Consider the following 19,888-nt stretch of genomic DNA (forward strand, 5'->3'; position numbering starts at 1 on the left):
TTCAGTTTTTTTGAACATCAATGTGATGATGATCAATATTTAACCTGAATATAGCCATCCGTTCAATATACTCCCCTTCTATTTTATAAAAAGTGCTCTATTGTCCAGTAATTATATGGACAACCTATATATACTAATTACCAGTATATTTTTATCATAACGTACACGGATCAAACTGCCGGCAGTTGCAAGGCTAAAATTGCCTTCATCGTAGCGATCTCTTGCCGCCATTCAAGTTTTTTCCACAATCTGCCGTAACCTCGTCATACCCCGCCAACTACTTCCCAATTCTTATGATGCGTCGCCTGATTGCTGTGCTGATCCCCGTATTGCTGTGCGCCCAGGTGCAGGCGAATGACGAGCCGACTCCGTCTAAACCGATTAAACCAGCTGCCGCAAAAGAGGAGGCTTCGGTAAAAGACGAAGCAAAACCCGCTGCGAAAGAAAAAGACAGCAAAGACAAAGAGCCGAAAGAAACCAAAGAAAGTAAAGCTGCCGCCGCAGCGCGTGCCAAAGAAGCTCTAGCCGCCGATGAGCTGGCCGCCAAAATTGCCGACAAGCTCGCTATCATCCGCAAAGAAAAAGAAGAAACGTCCCGTAGCAATCCTAAGGCAATGGCTAGAAGTTACGCCTATGCGCCACCGGTCAGAAAACCAGTAAGCGCTGACACGTCAAAAGAAAAAATCATGGACAGCCGTGGCATGACCATGAGTCCCAACGGCAGCATGGCATCCAGCAAACCGGTGCAATGGAGTTATGAAGGAGAGGGCGGCCCTTTAAACTGGGGCAAGATCAGCCCTGCTAACGCCAAGTGCGATAGCGGCGAGCGGCAATCGCCGATTGATATCCGTGACGGTATCCGGGTGGACCTGGCTCCCATCAGTTTTGACTATAAACCGGCTGGTTTCAGAGTCACGGACACAGGTCATACGATTCAGGTCAACCTTGGTCCCGGCAATTACATTACGGTGAATGGCCGTAGTTTTGAGCTGGTGCAATTCCATTTCCATAAGCCAGCGGAAGAGCGCGTCAATGGCAAAGGTTTTGAGATGGTCGTGCATCTGGTACACAAAGATGCTGATGGCAAACTCGCGATCCTCGCAGTGCTGATCGAGCGCGGCAAACCGCATAGTCTGGTGCAATCGGTCTGGAATAATTTGCCGCTGGAAAAAAATGACTCGATGCAAGGACCTGCTGCAATGGATTTAAACGAGATACTGCCAGCCAAGCGCGACTATTACACTTTTATGGGGTCTCTGACCGAACCACCTTGTACCGAAGGCGTATTGTGGCTGGTCATGAAAGAGCCGATAGAAATATCCGCAGAGCAATTAGCGATCTTCAACCGTTTGTATCCGATGAACGCCAGACCGATACAAAAAACCTCGGGTCGTCTGATCAAAGAATCCAACTAACTTAAAGAGTTGTTTGGGCCATGGTTCAGACCCTGGCTCAGACGTTAATTTATACAGATCAATCAATAAATTAAAATATACTCCCCTGTATTTTTCATAAAAATGCTCTAATGTCTAATTAATACATGGACAATTAAATATACATATGGGGAGTATAAATAAAATCATAGATGGCAGGCCGCCTATTACCATGCTCATTTCACCGGAATGAACACCTTAATATCGATGAGTCGTCATCAAGCCGGGTCAAAAAATTAGTCATAGTTGCTTACGGACGCAACATTCGCTTACAAGCTTTTCGTCAACGCAAATCGCCTCCAAAGAGTTAATTCCCTACACGGACAATTAATTAAAAGGAGCCCATCATGCGCCTGCCACTGAACAACTTCTCATTGAGTTTATCTCAGCATGTTTCCCGCTATGCCATCATCACAGCGGTCGTCGCCTCAAGTTTATTATCAGGCTGTGCGGTCTACGGACCGGCACCATACGGTCCGGCGGTGTATGTCAGACCCGCGCCTGTTGTCGTTGCACCAGCCTGGGGTTATGGCTATGGCGGCTACGGATATGGTCACTGGCGTCGTTGGTAGTTGGCAGGGTTTTGCGCTTTGACATCCGCCGCTGCATCAGTGGCGGATGTGGATTCGGGATTTAGAATTCGAGCTTCAATAAGCAAAATCTACTGATAGGTTCTGGCATCATCAATGACTTTGCCGTCATTGGGCAAACTACCTACCGCCATAAACACGATATCGCCGCGTAGTTTAGTCAGGTCACGCATGCAACTGATCAAGGCTTCTTTTAAGTCTGTCTGCGTGGACGTTTCGGCTGTTTTATCCACCTCGCAATGCAAAGTCATCACGTCATTTGCCATTTCGCCTGTCACAACCAGACGGGCTTTATGAATCTGCGGATGGCGTTTGACGATCTCTGCAACCTGCGACGGGTGCACAAACATCCCCTTAATTTTGGTGGTCTGATCGGCGCGGCCCATCCATCCCTTAATACGGGTATTGGTACGCCCACATGGTGAGATGTCTTGCAAGGTAGCTGACATATCGCCAGTACCAAACCGGATTAAAGGATAATCCGGATTGAAGGAGGTGATCACGACTTCGCCGACTTCCCCTTCTGCTACCAGATCACCGGTGCCCGGGCGGACGATCTCTAGCAAGATATCTTCGTCCAATACCATACCTGGATTGACTTGTCCGTTGGTCAGCGTCTCATAAGCGATATTGCCGATATCTGCAGTGGCATACATCTGCACCACATTCGGTATGCCGTGTTCTTGCAGCCATTTTCGTAAGCTGGGTGGTAAGGCTTCTGCGCCCAAAATCGCGTATTGCACGCTGCTGATATCCGCGCCCATTTCTGCCGCTTTGTCGATGATGATTTTTAAAAAACTGGGCGTGCCTACGTAAGCATCAGGACGTAATTCCACCATGGCTTGGACTTGCATCTCGGTCTGGCCTATGCCTGCTGGAATCACGGTACAACCCAGCTTAGCCGCCGCGCCCTCCACCATAAAAGCCGCAGGCGTAAAGTGGTAAGAAAAACAGTTTTGTATGATGTGACCTGCACGCAGGCCGACCGCGTGCATCGGTCTGGCGAAGCGCCACCAGTCTTGTGTCCGACCTTCAGGATCAAAGATAGGACCCGGCGACATAAAAATACGACTTAACTGTCGAGGTGCTGTTGTCGTCAATCCGCCAAAAGGTAATGCTGTTTTTTGTATGGTTTTTAAATCGGATTTACGCGTCACTGGCAACTGTGCCAGCGCTTGCCTGCTTTTAATCTCAGACGCCTGTACTCCCCGCAAAATCTGCGCCCATCCCGGTGCGGTTTGCGCGTGTGCAATCAGCTGCGGCAAGCGTGTCATTAGTGCTTGCTCACGGCTTGGCGGGTGGCGGGTTTCTAATGCATCCAGATAGGCGTTCATAGCTTGTTCTAGTAGGGGGTAACGTTATTGAGAGATTTAAAATAGGTATTAATTACGCCAGCCAGCGCTTGCGACGACGATAAAATTTCATCTCGCGGAAACTCTTGCGACCCGCACCAGAGACGCCGAGATAAAATTCTTTGACATCCTCATTCGTTGCCAACTCTTTGGCGTCGCCCTCCATCACGACCCGCCCGTTTTCTAGGATGTAGCCAAAATCGGCGTAACGTAAAGCGACATTGGTGTTTTGTTCCGCCAGTAAAAATGAGACGTTTTCTTTGGTGTTCAGACTTTTGACGATGTCAAAAATCTCTTCGACTAATTGTGGTGCGATGCCCATCGACGGTTCATCTAACAATATCATTGAAGGCTTCGCCATCAGTGCACGACCGATTGCGCACATCTGCTGCTCGCCGCCAGAGGTATAGCCTGCCTGCGACGTGCGGCGCTGTTTTAAACGGGGGAAATAGTGATACACCATCTCTAGCGATTCTTTTAATTCAGCGCGTGAGATTTTGCGCGTGTACGCACCCGTCAACAGATTTTCTTCTATGCTGAGATGTCCAAAACAATGACGACCTTCCATCACTTGCGACAAGCCGCGTTTGACTAATTCGTTCGGCGTCAGATGGTCAACCCGCTGTCCTTTAAAACAAATATCGCCTTTGGTAATATCGCCGCGTTCATTGCGTAATAAGGTGGAGATCGCTTTGAGCGTGGTTGATTTCCCTGCGCCATTAGCACCGAGCAGAGCAACGATTTTTCCCTGCGGGACTTGCAGCGAAATCCCTTTTAATACCAGGATGACGTGGTCGTAAATCACCTCAATATTATTCACGCTCAGATAGGCGGGGCTGGCCGCTACCGCATCATTGATACCAGCAATACTATGGGTCGTCATATCGATCTCACCTGCGAATTTTTCCAATTTATTGTTGATCAATTAGGTAGGGAAAGAAGCTGCGCCAATGATATTTTTCGCCGGCACAGCGACTCTCTCAACACAACAATTTATTTCAAACAAGCTGGTGTAATTTTCTTCTCAGCGGCATATTTATTCGACGATTCTTCGAGCAAGCTACGCGTCAGCGCTTTGTCACCAACCATCCAGTTCGGTGTGATGGCGACCCATTTGCTGCCATTCCATTGCTGTACTTTGACTGCGCCAGAACCTTCATGATCGTCGCAAGATGTTTTGACCGGCGGGAACATACCAAAAGCGCCCAAGGCTTTTTGACGTGCATCATCCACGTTCAGATTCTCGAAGCCCCAACGGATTTGCTCGCCCGTCATTTGCTTGCCTTTGCCGTACTTTTCTTGTGCTTTTAAGATGGCCTCAACCCACAACATGCCAGCAGTTACGCCACGCATGTGATACACCGAACCAATACGGGTTTTGTCTGCCAGATTGCCGTTACCGTTTGCATAGATTTTGCTGCGGATTTCATCCAGCACAGGATAGTTGCCTGGGGTATTAAAAGTCATGGAAGAATAGCCTTTTGCTGCATCACCCGCCGGGATGGTGTCTTCCTCAGAACCTGCCCACCAGACACCGAGCATTTTTTCACGTGGGAAGCCATTGCGTTGCGCTGTCTTGATCGCTACCGCATTCATCACGCCCCAGCCCCACAAAATGACGTAGTCAGGATTGGCTTGACGGATTTGCAGCCATTGTGATTGTTGTTCATTCCCAGGATGCGCAACAGGGATTTTGACCAGATCAAATCCGTATTGCTTAGCTTGTGCTTCCAGCACAGGTAAGGGCTCTTTACCAAAGGCGGAGTCGTGATACAGATAAACGATTTTTTTACCTTTGAGCTTATCCATACCACCGGATTTGTCGCCCAGATATTTGGTCATGGCGGCAGCCTGATTCCAGTAACTGGTAATCAGCGGGAAGATGTAAGGAAAGACCTTACCGTTGGCCGCATCAGAACGACCATATCCCAGCATGGTCATCGGGATTTTATCTTCTGCCACGCGATCTAAAATGCCGTATGCAATACCGGTAGAAAGCGGATCAACTAAGGAGGCGCCTCCTTTGGCTTGTTTAAGACGTTCATAACATTCAATACCGCGTGAGGCGTTATATTCAGTTTCACATTCTTCCCATGTCAGCTTGACGCCGTTCATACCACCTTTGGCATTGACCAGATTAAAGTAATCAATAATCCCGCCATAAAATCCCGAGCCACCCGCGGCATACGGACCGACCCGATACGACAGTAAGGGGATGAACTGTTCATCCGCTTGTGCCAGCCCAGATAGTGCAACAGTGCTGACTAAGGCTGCACTGAGTAATACTGATTTAAGCAATTTCATGATGTCTCCTTTTTTGGATGGATATTGCAACTATTTGTACTTGTTGCTTGATGTTTTTTTTACTGTTTTTACTGATTACTTATTGATTGATACAACTTAATACGGGAAAGGCCATAAGCGCAATTTTTCCTTTGCAATTTGCCACAAGCGCGCCAGACCATGTGGTTCTACTATCAGGAAAAAAATAATTAAACCGCCAAATACCATTAGCTCCAGATTGGACGCTACGCTGGTCGGCAGCGACAAACCATGCGCGATCATATTCAGAAAAATCGGTAGCAAGATGATGAAGGCCGAGCCTAAAAAAGACCCAAGAATAGAACCCACGCCACCGATGATAATCATGAACAAAATTCGGAAGGATAAATCTAGATTGTAGGCATCAGGCTCCACCGTACCAAGATAAGCGTAAGCATACAAAGCACCCGCCACACCGCAATAAAACGACGATACCGCAAACGCCAATAGTTTGGTACGCATAGGGCGAAAGCCGATGACCTCTGCCGCAACGTCCATGTCGCGTACCGCCATCCAGGAGCGCCCGACATTGGAGCGCACCATATTTTTTGCCAGCAGGGCGAGCACACAAACGATGCTCAGAGTGAGTAGATACTTTTTCACTGGGGTAGTAAAGCTCACACCAAAAATTATCATCTCCTGCGCGGTGATCACGCCAGAAGAACTGTAATTACTAAACCACTGTACTTTGGTCAAACACCAGACTACAAAAAATTGTGTTGCCAGCGTCGCTGCCGCCAGATAAAAACCACGTATGCGTAAGGACGGCAAACCAAATGCAATCCCCACTATTGCGGCACACAAGCCGCCCAACACAAATGCCAGCAATAAAGGAATGCCAGGAACACGCAACACAAAGTTATACGAGGCAAACGCACCTACTGCCATAAATGCAGCGGAGCCTAGCGACAGTTGGCCGGCATATCCAGTCAAAATATTTAGGCCCAATGCCGCCAGCGAGAAGATCAGAAAAGGAATCAAGATCGCAGAAAAGGTGTATGCCGACGCAATCAGCGGCACGACAAAAAACGCCAGTGCCAGAAGGACGACCATAGCGATCCTGTCCTGCCGCAACGGAAAAATCTGGTTGTCTGCGGCATAGCTAGACTTGAACTGACCTGCTTCACGATAGAACATGTATTTCCTTTATGTTGAAACCATTTTTAGATGTTTCCATTTTTTTATCCCCAATATCTATGGGGCTTTCAGGCCATTTTTGGCTGGGAAGGCACATAAGTATTGGACGTTCTAATTCATAAACTTCAAAAAATCATTGTAATAAATGACCTGATCATCGTAGTGTGCGCCATGCGCACCGGTACATTGTCCGTGCTGTCCGCTGCGGTGCGCATGGCGCACGCTATGACCAGCGCTGCATCTCGATTAAAGGGTTTTTAGAAGCTCCCATTTCGTCCAACTCGTCCAACTTAGCTAAGCCAAATCAAATCCGCCGGATAATTTTTTCGCCAAACAAGCCTTCTGGCCGCACTAGTAAAAATAATAATGCCAGTACATATGGGAACCAGCCTTCAATCCCGCCGCCAACCATCGGGCCGATATAGACTTCGGCTAATTTTTCAGACGCTCCAATAATCAAGCCCCCGACAATCGCACCAGGCACCGAGGTAAAACCACCGAGAATCAACACGGGCAGCGCCTTTAGTGCAACAAACGTCAGCGCAAACTGCACGCCGTTACGTGCGCCCCACAGCAAGCCTGCTACCAGCGCCACCAAGCCTGCTACTGACCAGACTACGGCCCAGATTTGTTGTAAGGGGATGCCAACCGCCAATGCCGCCTGATGATCGTCCGCCACGGCGCGTAAGGCGCGACCAATCTTGGTTTTAGAGAACAGTAACGCCAGCCCAGTAACCAGCAGCGCGCAGATCAGTGCGGCGATGACATCAAACTGCGAAATGATGATGTTGAACTTTTCCATCAGATATTCAATCGGCACATCTTCGATTGGCAAGTTCAGGCGGTGTGGTTGCGATCCCCACAGTAATTGCGCCAGGCCTTCGATAAAAAAAGTTAAACCGATGGTTGCCATGAATAAGGTGATCTCAGGTTGATTGACCAAAGGCCGCAATACCACACGTTCAATCGCCAAGCCGAGTAAGACCATCACACCCATCGTGAGTGGAATTGCCAGCCACAATGACAAGCCGAATTTCTCAGTCAGACCAACGCAGGTCAATGCCGCAAAAAATACCATCGCGCCTTGGGCAAAATTGAATACACCGGAGGCTTTGTAAATCAGCACAAAGCCAAGCGCCACTAGTGCGTACATCACACCAGAGAGCAAGCCGCCGATTAAGACTTCAAAGAAAAAATTGATATTCATTCTGGTCTAGCCTTTCAATGGGCGACGCCGAGATACGCGTTAATCACTTCCTGATTCGCCAGCACTTCTGCCGGAGTACCATCGCCAATTTTTTTGCCATAATCCAGCACGACCACGCGGTCTGAAATATCCATGACCACGCCCATATCATGTTCAATCAATACGATGGTGGTGCCGAGCTGATCGTTGACATCCAGAATAAAGCGGCTCATGTCTTGTTTTTCTTCCACATTCATGCCTGCCATGGGTTCATCTAGTAACAAGATTTCTGGTTCCGCTGCCAAGGCACGACCTAGCTCGACTCTTTTTTGCAAACCGTAAGACAGACGACCTACCGGTGTTTTACGGATATGTTGGATTTCTAAAAAATCGATGATTTCTTCGACCTTTTGACGATGTTCGATTTCTTCCTTTTGAGCCGGCCCCCAATACAAGGCTTGCATCAGAAAATTACTTTTCATTTTCAGATTGCGTCCCGTCATGATGTTGTCGAGTACGCTCATGCCTTTAAATAAAGCGATGTTCTGGAATGTCCGGGCGATGCCACTTTTTGCCGCTGCATAGGTGTTCATATCTTTACGCCGCTGACCACGATAAGTGATCGTCCCCTCTTGCGGGTGATACACGCCGTTGATCACATTGAGCATTGAACTTTTACCTGCACCGTTGGGGCCGATAATGGCGCGGATTTCATGCTCTCTGACATTGAAAGAGATATTCGTCAGCGCTTTAATACCACCAAACGCCAGCGAGATGCCCTGCAGATCCAGGATCACTTCGCCGATTTTTCTGCCATTCGTGGGTGTCGCCATAGTCACCATCGTCATCGGATCTACCATCGCATTCATACTGTGTTTTTCATGAGTCATGCCGCCTGTTGATGCGCTGCATAGGTTTTTACATCGCTGATATGCAAATCAGCATTGACTAATCCCTGACGGCCATCTTCAAATTTGACCTGAGTTTCTATGTATTGCGACCGCTTACCGGAATACAGCGCATCGATCAGCACGGCGTATTTTTGCGCGACAAAACTACGTCGTACTTTGCGTGTGCGGGTGAGTTCATCATCATCGGGGTCAAGCTCTTTGTGCAGTATCAAAAAGCGATGAATCTGGGTGTTAGCCATCAGGGCTTCGCCCGCCAGATCGGCATTGACTTTCTCGATACAAGAAACGATTAGCTGATAAGTTTCTGCCTTGGCTGCCAGATCGGTGTAGCCAGCATAAGCAATGCCGCGCCGCTCTGCCCAATTGCCGACGGCTTCCAGATCAATATTGATAAAAGCGCAGACCGTATCGCGACCATTGCCAAAGGCGACAGCTTCTTTGATATAGGGGAAAAACTTTAATTTGTTTTCAATATAGTTGGGAGCAAAGATATCGCCATTGATCAGCTTGCCCACATCAGCCGCACGGTCGATGATTTTTAAGTGGCCGTCGCTATCAAATATTCCAGCGTCGCCGGTATGGAAGTAGCCATCTGCATCCATCACCTCGGCGGTGGCGTCAGGACGTTTATAGTAGCCCGATAACATTGAGGTAGATTTCACCAGTACCTCGCCATTGCTGGCGAGTTTAATTTCTACGCCTGGCGCTGCCTGACCTACGCTATCAAATTTGATGTTGCCATCGGGCTGCAAGCACACGTAGGCACAGGTTTCAGTGGAGCCGTATAACTGCTTGAGGTTAATGCCGATAGAGCGATAAAACCGGAACAGATCAGGACCGATTGCGGCACCGGCAGTATAAGCAACCCGTACACGTGATAAGCCGAGTACGTTTTTTAAGGGCGCATAGATCAGCAGATTGCCGATTGCGTAGCGGATGCGGTTGAGCAGTGATACGGGTTTGCCATCCAGAATATCGCTACCAATTTCGCGGGCGATTTCCATATAGTGATGAAACAATTTACGCTTGATGGCGCTAGCATCTTCCATTCGTATCATGACCGTGGTTAACATATTTTCAAACACGCGTGGCGGAGCAAAATAATAGGTCGGTCCGACTTCGCGCAAATCGGTCAATACCGTCTCACCGGACTCAGGGCAATTGACGGTAAAGCCTGCCGTCATTGCTTGTGCATACGAGAACAAATGATCACCAACCCAGGCCATTGGCAGGTAAGACAAAATATCTTCACGTTCGCTGAGCTGATCAAAGCCCGTGCCGCCTGTCGCTGCGTGGATAAACGAGCGGTGGCTTTGGCATACGCCTTTAGGTTTGCCGGTAGTGCCTGAGGTGTAGAGCATGACGGAGGTGTCGTCAGCTGTACCTAAATTAACTTGCTGGATAAAAAAGTCCGGATGGGCTTTGTCGTAAGCGCGTCCCAAGTCTTGCAGCACGGCATAAGAGGTGAGTTCGTCTTGGTGGTAATGACGCATGCCGCGATCATCGTCAAACACAATATGACTAATCCCGGCATAGTGCTGTTTGATTTCTAATAGTTTATCGACTTGCTCCTGATCCTCTACAACTGCGAACTGGATTTCTGCATTCTCCAGCACATAAGCCATATCTGCCGCTGGTGAATCTTGGTAGAGCGGCACCGCAATCCCGCCTAGACATTGCGCGGCAGCCATGGCCCAATATAAACGCGGACGATTATCGCCAATGATGGCAAGGTGCATACCGCGCTGGAATCCCTGCGCTGCAAGCCCACAAGCCAGCGCACGGACTTCATCACAGACTTGTGCCCAGTTCCAGGTTTGCCAGATACCCAAATCCTTCTCTCTGAACGCCGGACGCGATGCATGCAATTGCGCATTACGTAGTAGGAGCTTAGGGAAGGTGGTGTAATCCGGCATTGCTTGGTTGACGTCGATATGCTTCATTTGTCTCCATCATTTCATACTTGTTTTATGATTATCGACTGAGTGTCCTTACTATCCCTTACGGCATACTTACTAACTTTGTTAGCGTCGTACGCATGCGAGAATGATCGGGAGTTTGTAATAGCTGACCTTACCTACAGTTTCGCTTATACAATGTCCCAGCACGCGTTTTCAGTAAATATTCTTTTGCGTATTTTTGTTAGCTGGAGTGTAGCCAGATCAAATTCTCAGTGCTGTCATTTGCCCGACAATCTCGCTGAAACAACACAATTTCGGTGCTGCGCCGCACCATACTAATATAGCAAAAACGATGCAACCAATTCCTCCAGATCAGCCGATTCAGCCAAATCTATCGTCGCCCGCTAGCTCTGCTCCAGCGTCAACATCAGCATCAACGTTGACTCCTGCAGTGACTTCAGCTGTGACCTCTACCGACCGGTTTTCCCGTACGATGTGGGCGAGCATGCTGACACCAGAGCATATGCAAAAGGTAGAAGCCGAAGTCATAGAGCGTTTTGTCCCCGCAGGCGGCTACGTCTGCCGCAAAGGCGATACGGTTGACTATTGGATGGGGGTGATTGACGGCTTTTTGAAGATGAGCAGTATGTCACCCGAAGGCAAGACCGTGACCTATAGCTGCATGCTGGCAGGTGGCTGGTTTGGCGAAGGCTCGGTGCTCAAAACAGAAGCACGTAAATATGATGTCGTCGCCCTGCGCGACACCAGAGTCGCGTTTATGCCGCGCAGTACCTTTGACTGGCTATTAGACAACAGCATTCCGTTTAACCGTTTTTTATTGCAACAACTCAATGAACGCTTAGGCTTGTTTATCTCACTGGTGGAATACGATCGCATGCTTGATACAGACACCCGGGTAGCACGCTGTCTGGCGTCCTTATTCAATCCCTATCTGAATCCCGGCACCAGTATGCAATTGCAAATTTCTCAGGAAGAGATTGGCTATATTTCCAGTGTGTCACGTCAGCGTGCGAATCAGGCTTTACAGATATTAGAGAAGCAAAAACTGCTGAGTATTGACTACGGTGGTATTACCGTACTCGATCTTGAGGGCTTGCGTAGTTTTTTGGGAGATGCCGCCAAATGAAAACGTTGACAGTGATCGGTGCTGGCAAAGTGGGTCAGGTATTCGCACAGCAATTCGTGCGACACCAACTATTTACGATTCAACAAATTTGTAACCGTTCTATGGCCAGTGCGCAGCAAGCGGTGGCGATGGCTGGTGCAGGCAGTGCGGTGTCTGCGATAGCGGAACTTACTCCTTCCGATATTTACCTGCTGACCGTGCCGGACGATCATATTGCGGCTACTTGTCAGTCATTGGCAGACGCGGGTTTGCTGGCTGCAAGCAACATCGTATTCCATTGCAGCGGTGCGAAAGCATCCAGCGAATTAGCAGCAGCGATTGCGACAGGTGCGGCGGTTGCCAGCGTTCATCCGGTCCGCAGTTTTGCTGATGCTGCTTATGTTGCCGCCAATTTTTCCGGGACGATTTGTAGTTTGGAAGGTGATGACCGTGCGCTGGATGTACTTCTTCCCGCCATACAAAAAATCGGTGCGCAGACTGTTCAGATTAGTGCCGAGAATAAGTTGCTATATCACGCAGGATCGGTGTTTGCGAGTAATTATCTAGTGACCTTGATGGATATTGCTTTGCATGCTTACGAGGCGGCAGGCATACCGCCAGAATTGGCAAAGGCGATGGCACAGCCCCTGGCACAACAAAGTTTGGATAACGTTTTTCAATTAGGAAGTGCCGCCGCACTGACCGGCCCCATTGCGCGGGGAGATATGACCACAGTCGCTAAGCAGCTGCAGGTTGTCAACGATTGGGATGCAAGCGCAGGTGCACTATATCAAGCGTTTACCCCACCAACGGTCGCCTTGGCGCAGCGCAAGCAGACACCTTATTCAGAGAAATAAACGCTGTTTCTGCCATTCTCTTTGGCTTGTTGTAGCGCTACTTCGGCACGATCAAATACGCTGTCTTCCGTCTCGTTATCTTTGCATTGAGCCACACCCATGCTGACGGTAACTGCCAAACGCTTTTTCGCCAGATCGGTGGTGCGTGAAAAATCATTCGCCGCAATTGTACTGCGCAGATTTTCGGCAATCGAGGTGGCCTTTTCCAGGGTACAGTTTTTTAATAAGATCAAAAATTCTTCACCACCCCAGCGGCAAATGACATCACTTTCACGCAAAGAACGTTTGGCAATCAAAGCGATTTCTTTCAGAACATGATCACCGACTAAGTGGCCATTTTTATCATTCACTTTTTTGAAAAAATCGATGTCGATCAACGTTACACACAAAGGCAAACGTGAGCGTCCGCTATCGAGCAGGGCTTGTTGAAATACAAAATCAAATGCATGGCGATTTGGGAGTGACGTCAGTTGATCGGTGGCCGCAGATTTTTCTAAGCGTTGCTGGAAGTGTCGTACCGACAGCACCAATAATACGACCACGATCAACATAATCGCGGCACTAACTGCCAAGTTAATCTGGAAGATATCTTGCAGAGGTTTGATATTACTACCGACCTCTTGCTCGACCAGCAAATGCCAGCCTAATTCTGGAATAAACCGCTCGCTGACAGCGATATGTTCGGTTTCGTTTTTATAATCCAGAAGTTGCGATTCAATTTTTTTGTTGGCTAAAATCTGTCCGGCGATACTGCGCATGCCGGGCATATCTTGCAGATTACTCAGACTTCGCTTCATCGCGCTGCCAGCTAAGACTATCGTCCCTTTTTGGTCTACAAAATAGATGTTGCGATGCAGGCTCGATTGATAGCTATCGATTAGACGCCTCATCGTATCTAAGGTAACGCTGACACCTGCCACGCCAATAAATTTACCGTTGTAATCGAGTATACGGTGATTGATAGCAATCGTCATGCTGTCACGATTGGCGATATCAGTATCGACATTGATTTCGTAGGCGGTTTTTAAATTTGCTACGCGGAAAAACCATTTGTCACGTGCTTCGCTAGCGACGATTGTTTTTTGCGTGCCATCGGGCGAATAAGACTGATGGGTAATGGCGGATGCTAAAAAGCTGGTAGCGGCATTATTTTTTGATTTGATTTCTTTTAAATAATGCGTGATTTGTTCTATATTTTGTTGCTGTTCTTGGTCTGACTTTTGTTCTGACTTTTGGTCCGGTTTTTGATCAGTTGCCTTATCAAGTTCGGCATTGATGATCCAATCACGCACAAAGGTATTATTCGCCATTTGCGAAGCGATCAGAACGGGTCGCAAGATATCTTTTTGCAGTTCTGCAAGTACGGCGTCACTGGTGACGGGCAAGGCTTGTTCAGAACTATTTTGGTACACCGTATCGCGCGATACTTTATAACTGGCGAGCGTGATAAATCCGAATCCAGCGATCAGGATGAGCGAAAGGCAGATGAGCAAACCGTATTGTTTTAATATTTTTCGCATAAGATGAAAATCAAAACGCGGTAAATGTTTGACTTCGTGCCCTGCGATGCGTCTGAACCAGAATGAGGATAAGACGTACCTGTGGCACAAATCAATTTTTGTGGTGTTGCGGCAAGATCATACTATAAAGGTCGCCGGATTCCCGTTTAAATTCGAGGGGATGTGTGCGAATTACGGGGAAAAATGACGAAAAAAATTGCCGCAGATCGCGGCAATTTTTTCATCTCAGAGCACAGCCTGGCGTTTGCCAGACTTTAAAATCCAAGTTTAAGGACGTGGTGTGATGGATACATGCAATTTCAAACGTGAACCCGGGTCGTACGGCATGATGCTAGTGTAAGTGCGGTTATGGTACTCGTAGGTTACGGCATATCCATTATTGCGGGTCTCCCAATGATCTACATTAGTACAACGACGCACTGGCTGGCTGTCGTAAGTTGGTTGTTGATTGGCACCGTTATTGCCATTGTTATCTACGCGATCACCCACCACTGCACCTGCAATCGCACCCGCTGCCGCTGCTGCAATACGACCATTGCCGCCCCCCACCTGGCTACCCAGCAAACCACCAGCGATACCGCCGATGATAGAGCCGCCAGCACTGCGCTGTTGTTGCGGCTGCTGACGTTGTACTGTCTCATAGTCGGTGCGGCATTCTTGACGCGGCACGTTGACTTGTTCGACTTGAGGCGCAACATTGATGACGCGAGCGAAATCATCGTAATCTGCTGCATGCGCTACGGACATTCCAAGACCTAAGAATGCAGTCGTTGCTGAAATAAGGGCTGTTTTCTTCAGATTGAGTGTCATTTTGTACCTCGTTTTATTAATCACAGTCCTCATATAACGTCTGGCTCCAAAAAAAGAAGACATGATTTGAAATTTAAATGTAAAACTCTGTATCAACCATGACATATAAAGCACTTTTCTGAAATCAAGTTATTCTGATGTTAATGGTTGTAATGTTTTGATCAAACCTTAATCAAATTCTAAACAGACCTTAATATTTTTAAAAAAGGCAACTATGCAAATGCAATGGACTAGCTGGGCTACGATCGCGGCGCTTGCCGTATATTTCTGGACTTTTATGAATGCAGGAAAAGCACGCATGCAGCATAAAGTTCTTGCGCCTTCTATGGACGGTCCACCCGAATTTTTACGCGCTTTGCGGGTGCAAACTAATACGCTTGAGCAAATTATTTTTTTCTTGCCATTCTTATGGTTAGCCGCCATTTGGTTTAGTGACCGTGCGGCGGGTATCGCAGGCGCAGTCTGGGTGGTCGGGCGTTTGATGTATGCATTGGCATATTACCAAGATGCTGCAAAGCGAGCACCCGGTTTTATGATCGCTACGCTGGCGTCGCTGGCATTATTATTGATGGCAATATTTGGTTTGTTGCAGCCTTTATTTTCGACTCGTTAACCCGGACTGCTCTATACGATGCTGACTTCTAAAACTACTGCTCCCGTTTGGGTGTCTTATATCCTGGCTGCCATCGCTTTATATGTTGTGCTGAAGATGGGTTTGCTGGTGGCGCTGTTTTCTGGGTTGCTGGTCTATTCCCTGATTCACTTACTCGCGCCTACCATAGAGCGAAAATTTAGCAGCCAGCAATCGCGCATGATTGCGGTTATTTTCTTGTCGGTAGTGATTATTGCCACGATTTCTCTGGTGCTCTGGCTGCTCTACGCCTACTTGCGCAGTGAAGGCGGTAACCTTAATGTGCTATTGCAAAAAATGGCCGACATTATTGATGCCTCCAGCGACCAGATGCCGGATTGGGTCAGTAATAACTTGCCAGAAGGCGCCGATGCTTTGCGAGAGCTACTGACCAACGGCTTTAGAGAGCACGCATCTGAAGCTAAATTGCTGGTGCAAGAAGCCGGACATGTGATTGTGCATCTGCTGCTGGGAATGATCATAGGCAGTATGGTCGCCTTGCAGGAAGCGACACAGCATGCCAACTACCGTCCATTTGCAGCCGCTTTGCATCAACGCGTGGTGACCTTGGGTCTGATGTTTCAGAAAATTGTGTTTGCCCAAGTGCGCATCTCGCTGATTAATACCGCATTTACAGCGATCTATTTATTGGTGATTTTGCCATTAGCCGGTATTCATTTGCCACTGACCAAAAGCATGATTTTGATTACCTTTTTGGCCGGACTGATCCCCGTGGTCGGTAATATTCTGTCCAATACGGTGATCGTGGTGGTAAGTTTGTCGCACTCTTTGCACACCGCCGTGGCCTCGCTGGTATTTATGGTGGTGATACACAAGCTGGAATATTTTTTAAACGCAAAAATTATCGGTTCCAAAGTCAATGCCCGTTCCTGGGAGCTGTTGACCGCGATTTTGGTCATGGAAACTATATTTGGCGTGCCGGGCGTAGTGGCAGCCCCTGTTTTTTATGCGTATATTAAAAGGGAATTGAGCGATCAGGGCTTGGTGTAGTTGTCAATGGGCTTTACCTCAATACGCTTCCATAGTTATTAATTTAAAGGAAATAAAATGATTTTAGAACTCGCCGATATTCGTATCCAGCCAGGCAAACAAGCCGAATTTGATATCGCCATCCAACGTGGCCTGAGTGAAGTGATTTCTCATGCCAAAGGGTTTAGTGGTTACAAAATCAACAAAGGAATAGAGTCGCCGGAACGTTACGTCCTGATGATTTTTTGGGAGACTTTGGAAAACCACACCGTCGATTTCCGCGAGTCACCGGCGTTTCAGGAGTGGCGGGCGATTGTCGGCGGTTTCTTCGCCGTGCCGCCGACGGTTGAACATTTCAATCTGCTCGCTGAAGCATAAGATTTCTAGGAGGAATTTAATATACTCCCCTATATTTTGATCAATAATGCCGTAGTGTCCAATGATTATATGGACGATTAATAAATACATATAGGGAGTATTTTTTATTATTGAAACTTACTGATGAGATCAGTCAGCGATAGCTAAATAATTATCGTGAAAATAATCATCACTTTCAAACCAAAGGACTACGCAATATTGATCCGAGAATCGCGTGGCAAAACTGTCATGTCTTGATAATTGTTATTTCATCCCAAGTTACGCAAGCCAAGCACGTCAATTGCTGATTCCCGTTAGAATCCGTCCTATGCTATTCAGCAATTTAGCGCACTACGCATATCAGCAGTACCCTGCCCAGCTATACTACAAAGGACATCATGGTTCCGCACCTCGTTACCGCCCTCAACGGCCCCTTGCTTGATTTAGAAAAAAAGATACTCGAAGCCACGCCTGCGATCGAGCGCTGGTTCCGTCTGGAATGGCAAGAGCATACGCCACCGTTTTACTGCTCAGTTGATTTGCGCAATTCTGGCTTTAAACTGGCACCAGTGGACACCAATCTGTTCCCTGGCGGCTTCAATAATCTTTCTCCAGAAATGTTACCGCTGGCAGTACAAGCGGCAATGGCCGCGATTGAGAAATACTGTCCAGACGCTAAAAACTTGTTACTGATCCCGGAGCGCCACACACGCAATGCGTTCTATTTGCAAAACGTCGCACGCCAGATGCAAATTTTCCGTCAGACCGGTCTAAATGTCCGTCTCGGCACCTTGTCTGAAGACATCAAAGAGCCAACGGCGATTGATCTGCCAGACGGTACGCAATTGATTTTAGAACCGCTGGAACGCTCCGCCAATGGTCGTCGCCTTGGCTTGAAGAATTTCGATCCTTGTACGATTTTGCTCAATAATGATTTGTCGGCAGGTATCCCGCCGATTTTAGAAAATCTCAATGAGCAAACCTTGTTGCCGCCATTGCATGCAGGTTGGGCAGTACGTCGTAAGACCAATCACTTTGCCGCTTATGATGAAGTTGTCAAGAAATTTGCCAAGCTGATTGATATTGATCCGTGGATGCTGAATCCTTATTTTGCCAAATGTACCGGCATCAATTTCCACGAACGGATCGGTGAGGATGAACTGGCCAATACCGTCGATACGATTCTGGCAAAGATCCGCAAAAAATACAAAGAATACGGCATCAAAGAAAAACCGTTTGTCATCGTCAAAGCCGATGCCGGTACCTATGGCATGGGCATCATGACGGTGCGTGACGGTAGCGAAGTACGTGATTTAAACCGCAAACAGCGCAACAAAATGTCGGTCGTTAAAGAAGGTCTGGAAGTCAACGATGTGATCGTACAAGAGGGCGTACATACCTTCGAGCAGATCAACGAATCCGTCGCCGAGCCTGTCGTCTACATGATGGATCGCTACGTCGTTGGCGGCTTCTATCGCGTGCATGAAGATCGCGGCGTTGATGAAAACTTAAACGCACCGGGCATGCATTTTGTGCCGCTGGCATTTGCCCAGCAACATGCCGTACCGGATATCACCGCCAAACCAGGCACCGCCGCACCGAATCGTTTTTATATGTATGGCGTAGTAGCACGTCTGGCCTTATTGGCAGCGTCGCTGGAGTTGGAAAAAACAGATCCAAATCCTGAGGTGTATTAAGCCGATATCGGATTAGTCTCGTCCGCTCTCCTCGCCCGCTTGCGGGAGAGGGGTTGGGGGTGAGGGAGATTGACATGCCGAGCAATTCTAATTTGAGAAGTAATTTAAAGATCCATCATGAAAATCGTATTCCTCACCGATCCGCTCGATCAATTTAAAACCTATAAAGACTCCACCTTCGCCATGATGCGCGAGGCGGATTCTCGCGGGCACCAGTTGTTTGCTTTCGGACCAGACGACATGGCCTTAGAAGGCGGCGTGGTGGTGGCAAATGTCCGTCGGATCACTCTGACGGGTGACGCGCATGACTGGTATCGTGCCGAAGCCCCGCAAGCGTCAGCACTAAGTGCGTATGATGCGGTTATACAGCGCAAAGATCCGCCATTTGATATGGAATATATCTACGCAACGTATCTGTTGGAGCTGGCGGAGCAGCAGGGCGCGCGCGTCTTTAACAAGCCGGCCGCGATCCGTAACCATAATGAAAAATTGAGCATTGCTCAGTTCAGTCAATTTACTACGCCTACTTTGGTAACGCGTGACGAGCAGCGGATTCGCGCTTTTCACCAAACCCATCAGGATATTATTTTAAAACCGCTGGATGGCATGGGCGGTGCCGGCATTTTCCGCATCCGTGATGACGGGATGAATCTCGGTTCGGTGATCGAAACCTTGACGCTCAATGGTGCCAGAACCATCATGGTGCAGCGCTACATTGCTGAGATCGTGCATGGCGACAAACGGATTTTGCTGATTGGCGGCAAAGTGGTCCCGTTTGCGTTGGCACGCATCCCGCAAAACGGCGAAGTACGCGGCAATCTGGCCGCCGGTGGCGTTGGCGTGGCACAAGAATTAACGGCGCGCGATCTGGAGATTGCAGAGACTTTGGCGCCAATACTGTACCAGCGTGGTCTGTTGCTGGTAGGATTAGATGTCATCGGGCATTATTTGACGGAAGTCAACGTCACCAGCCCGACTTGTTTTCAAGAAATTACGCAGCAAAAAGGCTTTAATGTGGCTGGCATGTTCATCGATGCGCTGGAGTCCGCTATTTGATGTAAGAATATA

The 19,888-nt window shown here is 48.2% G+C and carries 18 protein-coding genes; 9 read left to right on the plus strand and 9 right to left on the minus strand.

Annotation, left to right across the window (positions count from 1 at the left end):
* Nucleotides 1-293: 293 nt before the first annotated feature.
* Both RGU72_RS16760 and RGU72_RS16765 read left to right on the plus strand, forming a co-directional pair.
* A complete protein-coding gene (locus RGU72_RS16760) occupies nucleotides 294-1,415 on the plus strand; it encodes a carbonic anhydrase family protein (protein WP_322120822.1) in 1,122 nt (373 codons plus the stop codon).
* 365 nt (nucleotides 1,416-1,780) lie between these two features.
* Nucleotides 1,781-2,005 (plus strand): hypothetical protein, encoded by a 225-nt coding sequence (locus RGU72_RS16765; protein ID WP_322121708.1) that lies wholly within the window; start codon nucleotides 1,781-1,783, stop codon nucleotides 2,003-2,005.
* 89 nt (nucleotides 2,006-2,094) lie between these two features.
* Here the strand turns inward: RGU72_RS16765 and RGU72_RS16770 are convergent, their stop codons facing one another.
* The 7 genes from RGU72_RS16770 to RGU72_RS16800 form a co-directional block, all read right to left on the minus strand.
* Nucleotides 2,095-3,357, minus strand: coding sequence for a phenylacetate--CoA ligase family protein (locus tag RGU72_RS16770; RefSeq protein ID WP_322120823.1), 1,263 nt, complete (start codon nucleotides 3,355-3,357; stop codon nucleotides 2,095-2,097).
* 52 nt (nucleotides 3,358-3,409) lie between these two features.
* Nucleotides 3,410-4,258 (minus strand): ABC transporter ATP-binding protein, encoded by an 849-nt coding sequence (locus RGU72_RS16775; RefSeq protein ID WP_322120824.1) that lies wholly within the window; start codon nucleotides 4,256-4,258, stop codon nucleotides 3,410-3,412.
* Nucleotides 4,259-4,368: 110 nt separating this feature from the next.
* Complete coding sequence (locus RGU72_RS16780; RefSeq protein ID WP_322120825.1) at nucleotides 4,369-5,679, minus strand: ABC transporter substrate-binding protein; 1,311 nt, start codon at nucleotides 5,677-5,679, stop codon at nucleotides 4,369-4,371.
* A 96-nt stretch (nucleotides 5,680-5,775) separates the two neighbouring features.
* Complete coding sequence (locus RGU72_RS16785) at nucleotides 5,776-6,834, minus strand: branched-chain amino acid ABC transporter permease (protein ID WP_322120826.1); 1,059 nt, start codon at nucleotides 6,832-6,834, stop codon at nucleotides 5,776-5,778.
* A gap of 304 nt (nucleotides 6,835-7,138) precedes the next feature.
* Nucleotides 7,139-8,035 carry a branched-chain amino acid ABC transporter permease gene (locus RGU72_RS16790; RefSeq protein ID WP_322121668.1) on the minus strand — a complete coding sequence of 299 codons (897 nt, stop codon included), beginning with the start codon at nucleotides 8,033-8,035 and terminating at the stop codon, nucleotides 7,139-7,141.
* A 20-nt stretch (nucleotides 8,036-8,055) separates the two neighbouring features.
* On the minus strand, nucleotides 8,056-8,889 hold the full coding sequence (locus RGU72_RS16795; protein ID WP_416200134.1) for an ABC transporter ATP-binding protein: 834 nt from the start codon (nucleotides 8,887-8,889) through the stop codon (nucleotides 8,056-8,058).
* Between the two features lie 17 nt (nucleotides 8,890-8,906).
* A complete protein-coding gene (locus RGU72_RS16800) occupies nucleotides 8,907-10,874 on the minus strand; it encodes an AMP-dependent synthetase/ligase (RefSeq protein WP_416200135.1) in 1,968 nt (655 codons plus the stop codon).
* 451 nt (nucleotides 10,875-11,325) lie between these two features.
* Between RGU72_RS16800 and RGU72_RS16805 the strand changes: the two genes are divergently transcribed.
* Both RGU72_RS16805 and RGU72_RS16810 read left to right on the plus strand, forming a co-directional pair.
* The gene (locus tag RGU72_RS16805) at nucleotides 11,326-11,979 is read left to right on the plus strand and encodes a Crp/Fnr family transcriptional regulator (protein ID WP_322121671.1); all 654 of its coding nucleotides are present in this window, start codon (nucleotides 11,326-11,328) and stop codon (nucleotides 11,977-11,979) included.
* Entirely contained in the window at nucleotides 11,976-12,815 is an 840-nt protein-coding gene (locus tag RGU72_RS16810) for a Rossmann-like and DUF2520 domain-containing protein (protein WP_322120827.1), read from the plus strand. The genes RGU72_RS16805 and RGU72_RS16810 overlap by 4 nt, the downstream gene beginning before the upstream one ends.
* Here RGU72_RS16810 and RGU72_RS16815 read toward each other — a convergent pair.
* Both RGU72_RS16815 and RGU72_RS16820 read right to left on the minus strand, forming a co-directional pair.
* Nucleotides 12,800-14,335: a sensor domain-containing diguanylate cyclase gene (locus tag RGU72_RS16815; protein WP_322120828.1), complete on the minus strand. Its 1,536-nt coding sequence runs from the start codon at nucleotides 14,333-14,335 to the stop codon at nucleotides 12,800-12,802. The two genes, RGU72_RS16810 and RGU72_RS16815, sit on opposite strands and share 16 nt — an antisense overlap.
* 267 nt (nucleotides 14,336-14,602) lie before the next feature.
* Nucleotides 14,603-15,145, minus strand: coding sequence for a glycine zipper 2TM domain-containing protein (locus tag RGU72_RS16820; protein WP_322120829.1), 543 nt, complete (start codon nucleotides 15,143-15,145; stop codon nucleotides 14,603-14,605).
* Nucleotides 15,146-15,359: 214 nt separating this feature from the next.
* Here RGU72_RS16820 and RGU72_RS16825 point away from each other — a divergent pair, with 214 nt between their 5' ends.
* The 5 genes from RGU72_RS16825 (at nucleotide 15,360) to gshB (ending at nucleotide 19,876) form a co-directional block, all read left to right on the plus strand.
* Entirely contained in the window at nucleotides 15,360-15,758 is a 399-nt protein-coding gene (locus RGU72_RS16825) for an MAPEG family protein (protein ID WP_322120830.1), read from the plus strand.
* Nucleotides 15,759-15,776: 18 nt separating this feature from the next.
* Entirely contained in the window at nucleotides 15,777-16,787 is a 1,011-nt protein-coding gene (locus RGU72_RS16830) for an AI-2E family transporter (protein ID WP_322120831.1), read from the plus strand.
* Nucleotides 16,788-16,844: 57 nt separating this feature from the next.
* On the plus strand, nucleotides 16,845-17,144 hold the full coding sequence (locus tag RGU72_RS16835) for an antibiotic biosynthesis monooxygenase family protein (RefSeq protein WP_322120832.1): 300 nt from the start codon (nucleotides 16,845-16,847) through the stop codon (nucleotides 17,142-17,144).
* Nucleotides 17,145-17,521: 377 nt separating this feature from the next.
* Nucleotides 17,522-18,820: a glutamate--cysteine ligase gene (gene gshA / locus RGU72_RS16840; protein ID WP_322120833.1), complete on the plus strand. Its 1,299-nt coding sequence runs from the start codon at nucleotides 17,522-17,524 to the stop codon at nucleotides 18,818-18,820.
* 117 nt (nucleotides 18,821-18,937) lie between these two features.
* Nucleotides 18,938-19,876 carry a glutathione synthase gene (gene gshB / locus RGU72_RS16845; protein ID WP_322120834.1) on the plus strand — a complete coding sequence of 313 codons (939 nt, stop codon included), beginning with the start codon at nucleotides 18,938-18,940 and terminating at the stop codon, nucleotides 19,874-19,876.
* The last annotated feature ends 12 nt before the right edge of the window (nucleotides 19,877-19,888 follow it).

Source organism: Undibacterium sp. 5I1, from assembly GCF_034314085.1.
GTDB lineage: Bacteria > Pseudomonadota > Gammaproteobacteria > Burkholderiales > Burkholderiaceae_D > Undibacterium.

Excerpts from the sequence above, each read along its gene's own strand:
- RGU72_RS16760 (WP_322120822.1), top strand. The coding sequence starts at position 294 with ATGATGCGTCGCCTGATTGCTGTGCTGATCCCCGTATTGCTGTGCGCC.
- RGU72_RS16765 (WP_322121708.1), top strand. The coding sequence starts at position 1,781 with ATGCGCCTGCCACTGAACAACTTCTCATTGAGTTTATCTCAGCATGTT.
- RGU72_RS16770 (WP_322120823.1), bottom strand. The coding sequence starts at position 3,357 with ATGAACGCCTATCTGGATGCATTAGAAACCCGCCACCCGCCAAGCCGT.
- RGU72_RS16775 (WP_322120824.1), bottom strand. The coding sequence starts at position 4,258 with ATGACGACCCATAGTATTGCTGGTATCAATGATGCGGTAGCGGCCAGC.
- RGU72_RS16780 (WP_322120825.1), bottom strand. The coding sequence starts at position 5,679 with ATGAAATTGCTTAAATCAGTATTACTCAGTGCAGCCTTAGTCAGCACT.
- RGU72_RS16785 (WP_322120826.1), bottom strand. The coding sequence starts at position 6,834 with ATGTTCTATCGTGAAGCAGGTCAGTTCAAGTCTAGCTATGCCGCAGAC.
- RGU72_RS16795 (WP_416200134.1), bottom strand. The coding sequence starts at position 8,889 with ATGAATGCGATGGTAGATCCGATGACGATGGTGACTATGGCGACACCC.
- RGU72_RS16800 (WP_416200135.1), bottom strand. The coding sequence starts at position 10,874 with ATGAAGCATATCGACGTCAACCAAGCAATGCCGGATTACACCACCTTC.
- RGU72_RS16805 (WP_322121671.1), top strand. The coding sequence starts at position 11,326 with ATGTGGGCGAGCATGCTGACACCAGAGCATATGCAAAAGGTAGAAGCC.
- RGU72_RS16810 (WP_322120827.1), top strand. The coding sequence starts at position 11,976 with ATGAAAACGTTGACAGTGATCGGTGCTGGCAAAGTGGGTCAGGTATTC.
- RGU72_RS16815 (WP_322120828.1), bottom strand. The coding sequence starts at position 14,335 with ATGCGAAAAATATTAAAACAATACGGTTTGCTCATCTGCCTTTCGCTC.
- RGU72_RS16820 (WP_322120829.1), bottom strand. The coding sequence starts at position 15,145 with ATGACACTCAATCTGAAGAAAACAGCCCTTATTTCAGCAACGACTGCA.
- RGU72_RS16825 (WP_322120830.1), top strand. The coding sequence starts at position 15,360 with ATGCAAATGCAATGGACTAGCTGGGCTACGATCGCGGCGCTTGCCGTA.
- RGU72_RS16830 (WP_322120831.1), top strand. The coding sequence starts at position 15,777 with ATGCTGACTTCTAAAACTACTGCTCCCGTTTGGGTGTCTTATATCCTG.
- RGU72_RS16835 (WP_322120832.1), top strand. The coding sequence starts at position 16,845 with ATGATTTTAGAACTCGCCGATATTCGTATCCAGCCAGGCAAACAAGCC.
- gshA (WP_322120833.1), top strand. The coding sequence starts at position 17,522 with ATGGTTCCGCACCTCGTTACCGCCCTCAACGGCCCCTTGCTTGATTTA.
- gshB (WP_322120834.1), top strand. The coding sequence starts at position 18,938 with ATGAAAATCGTATTCCTCACCGATCCGCTCGATCAATTTAAAACCTAT.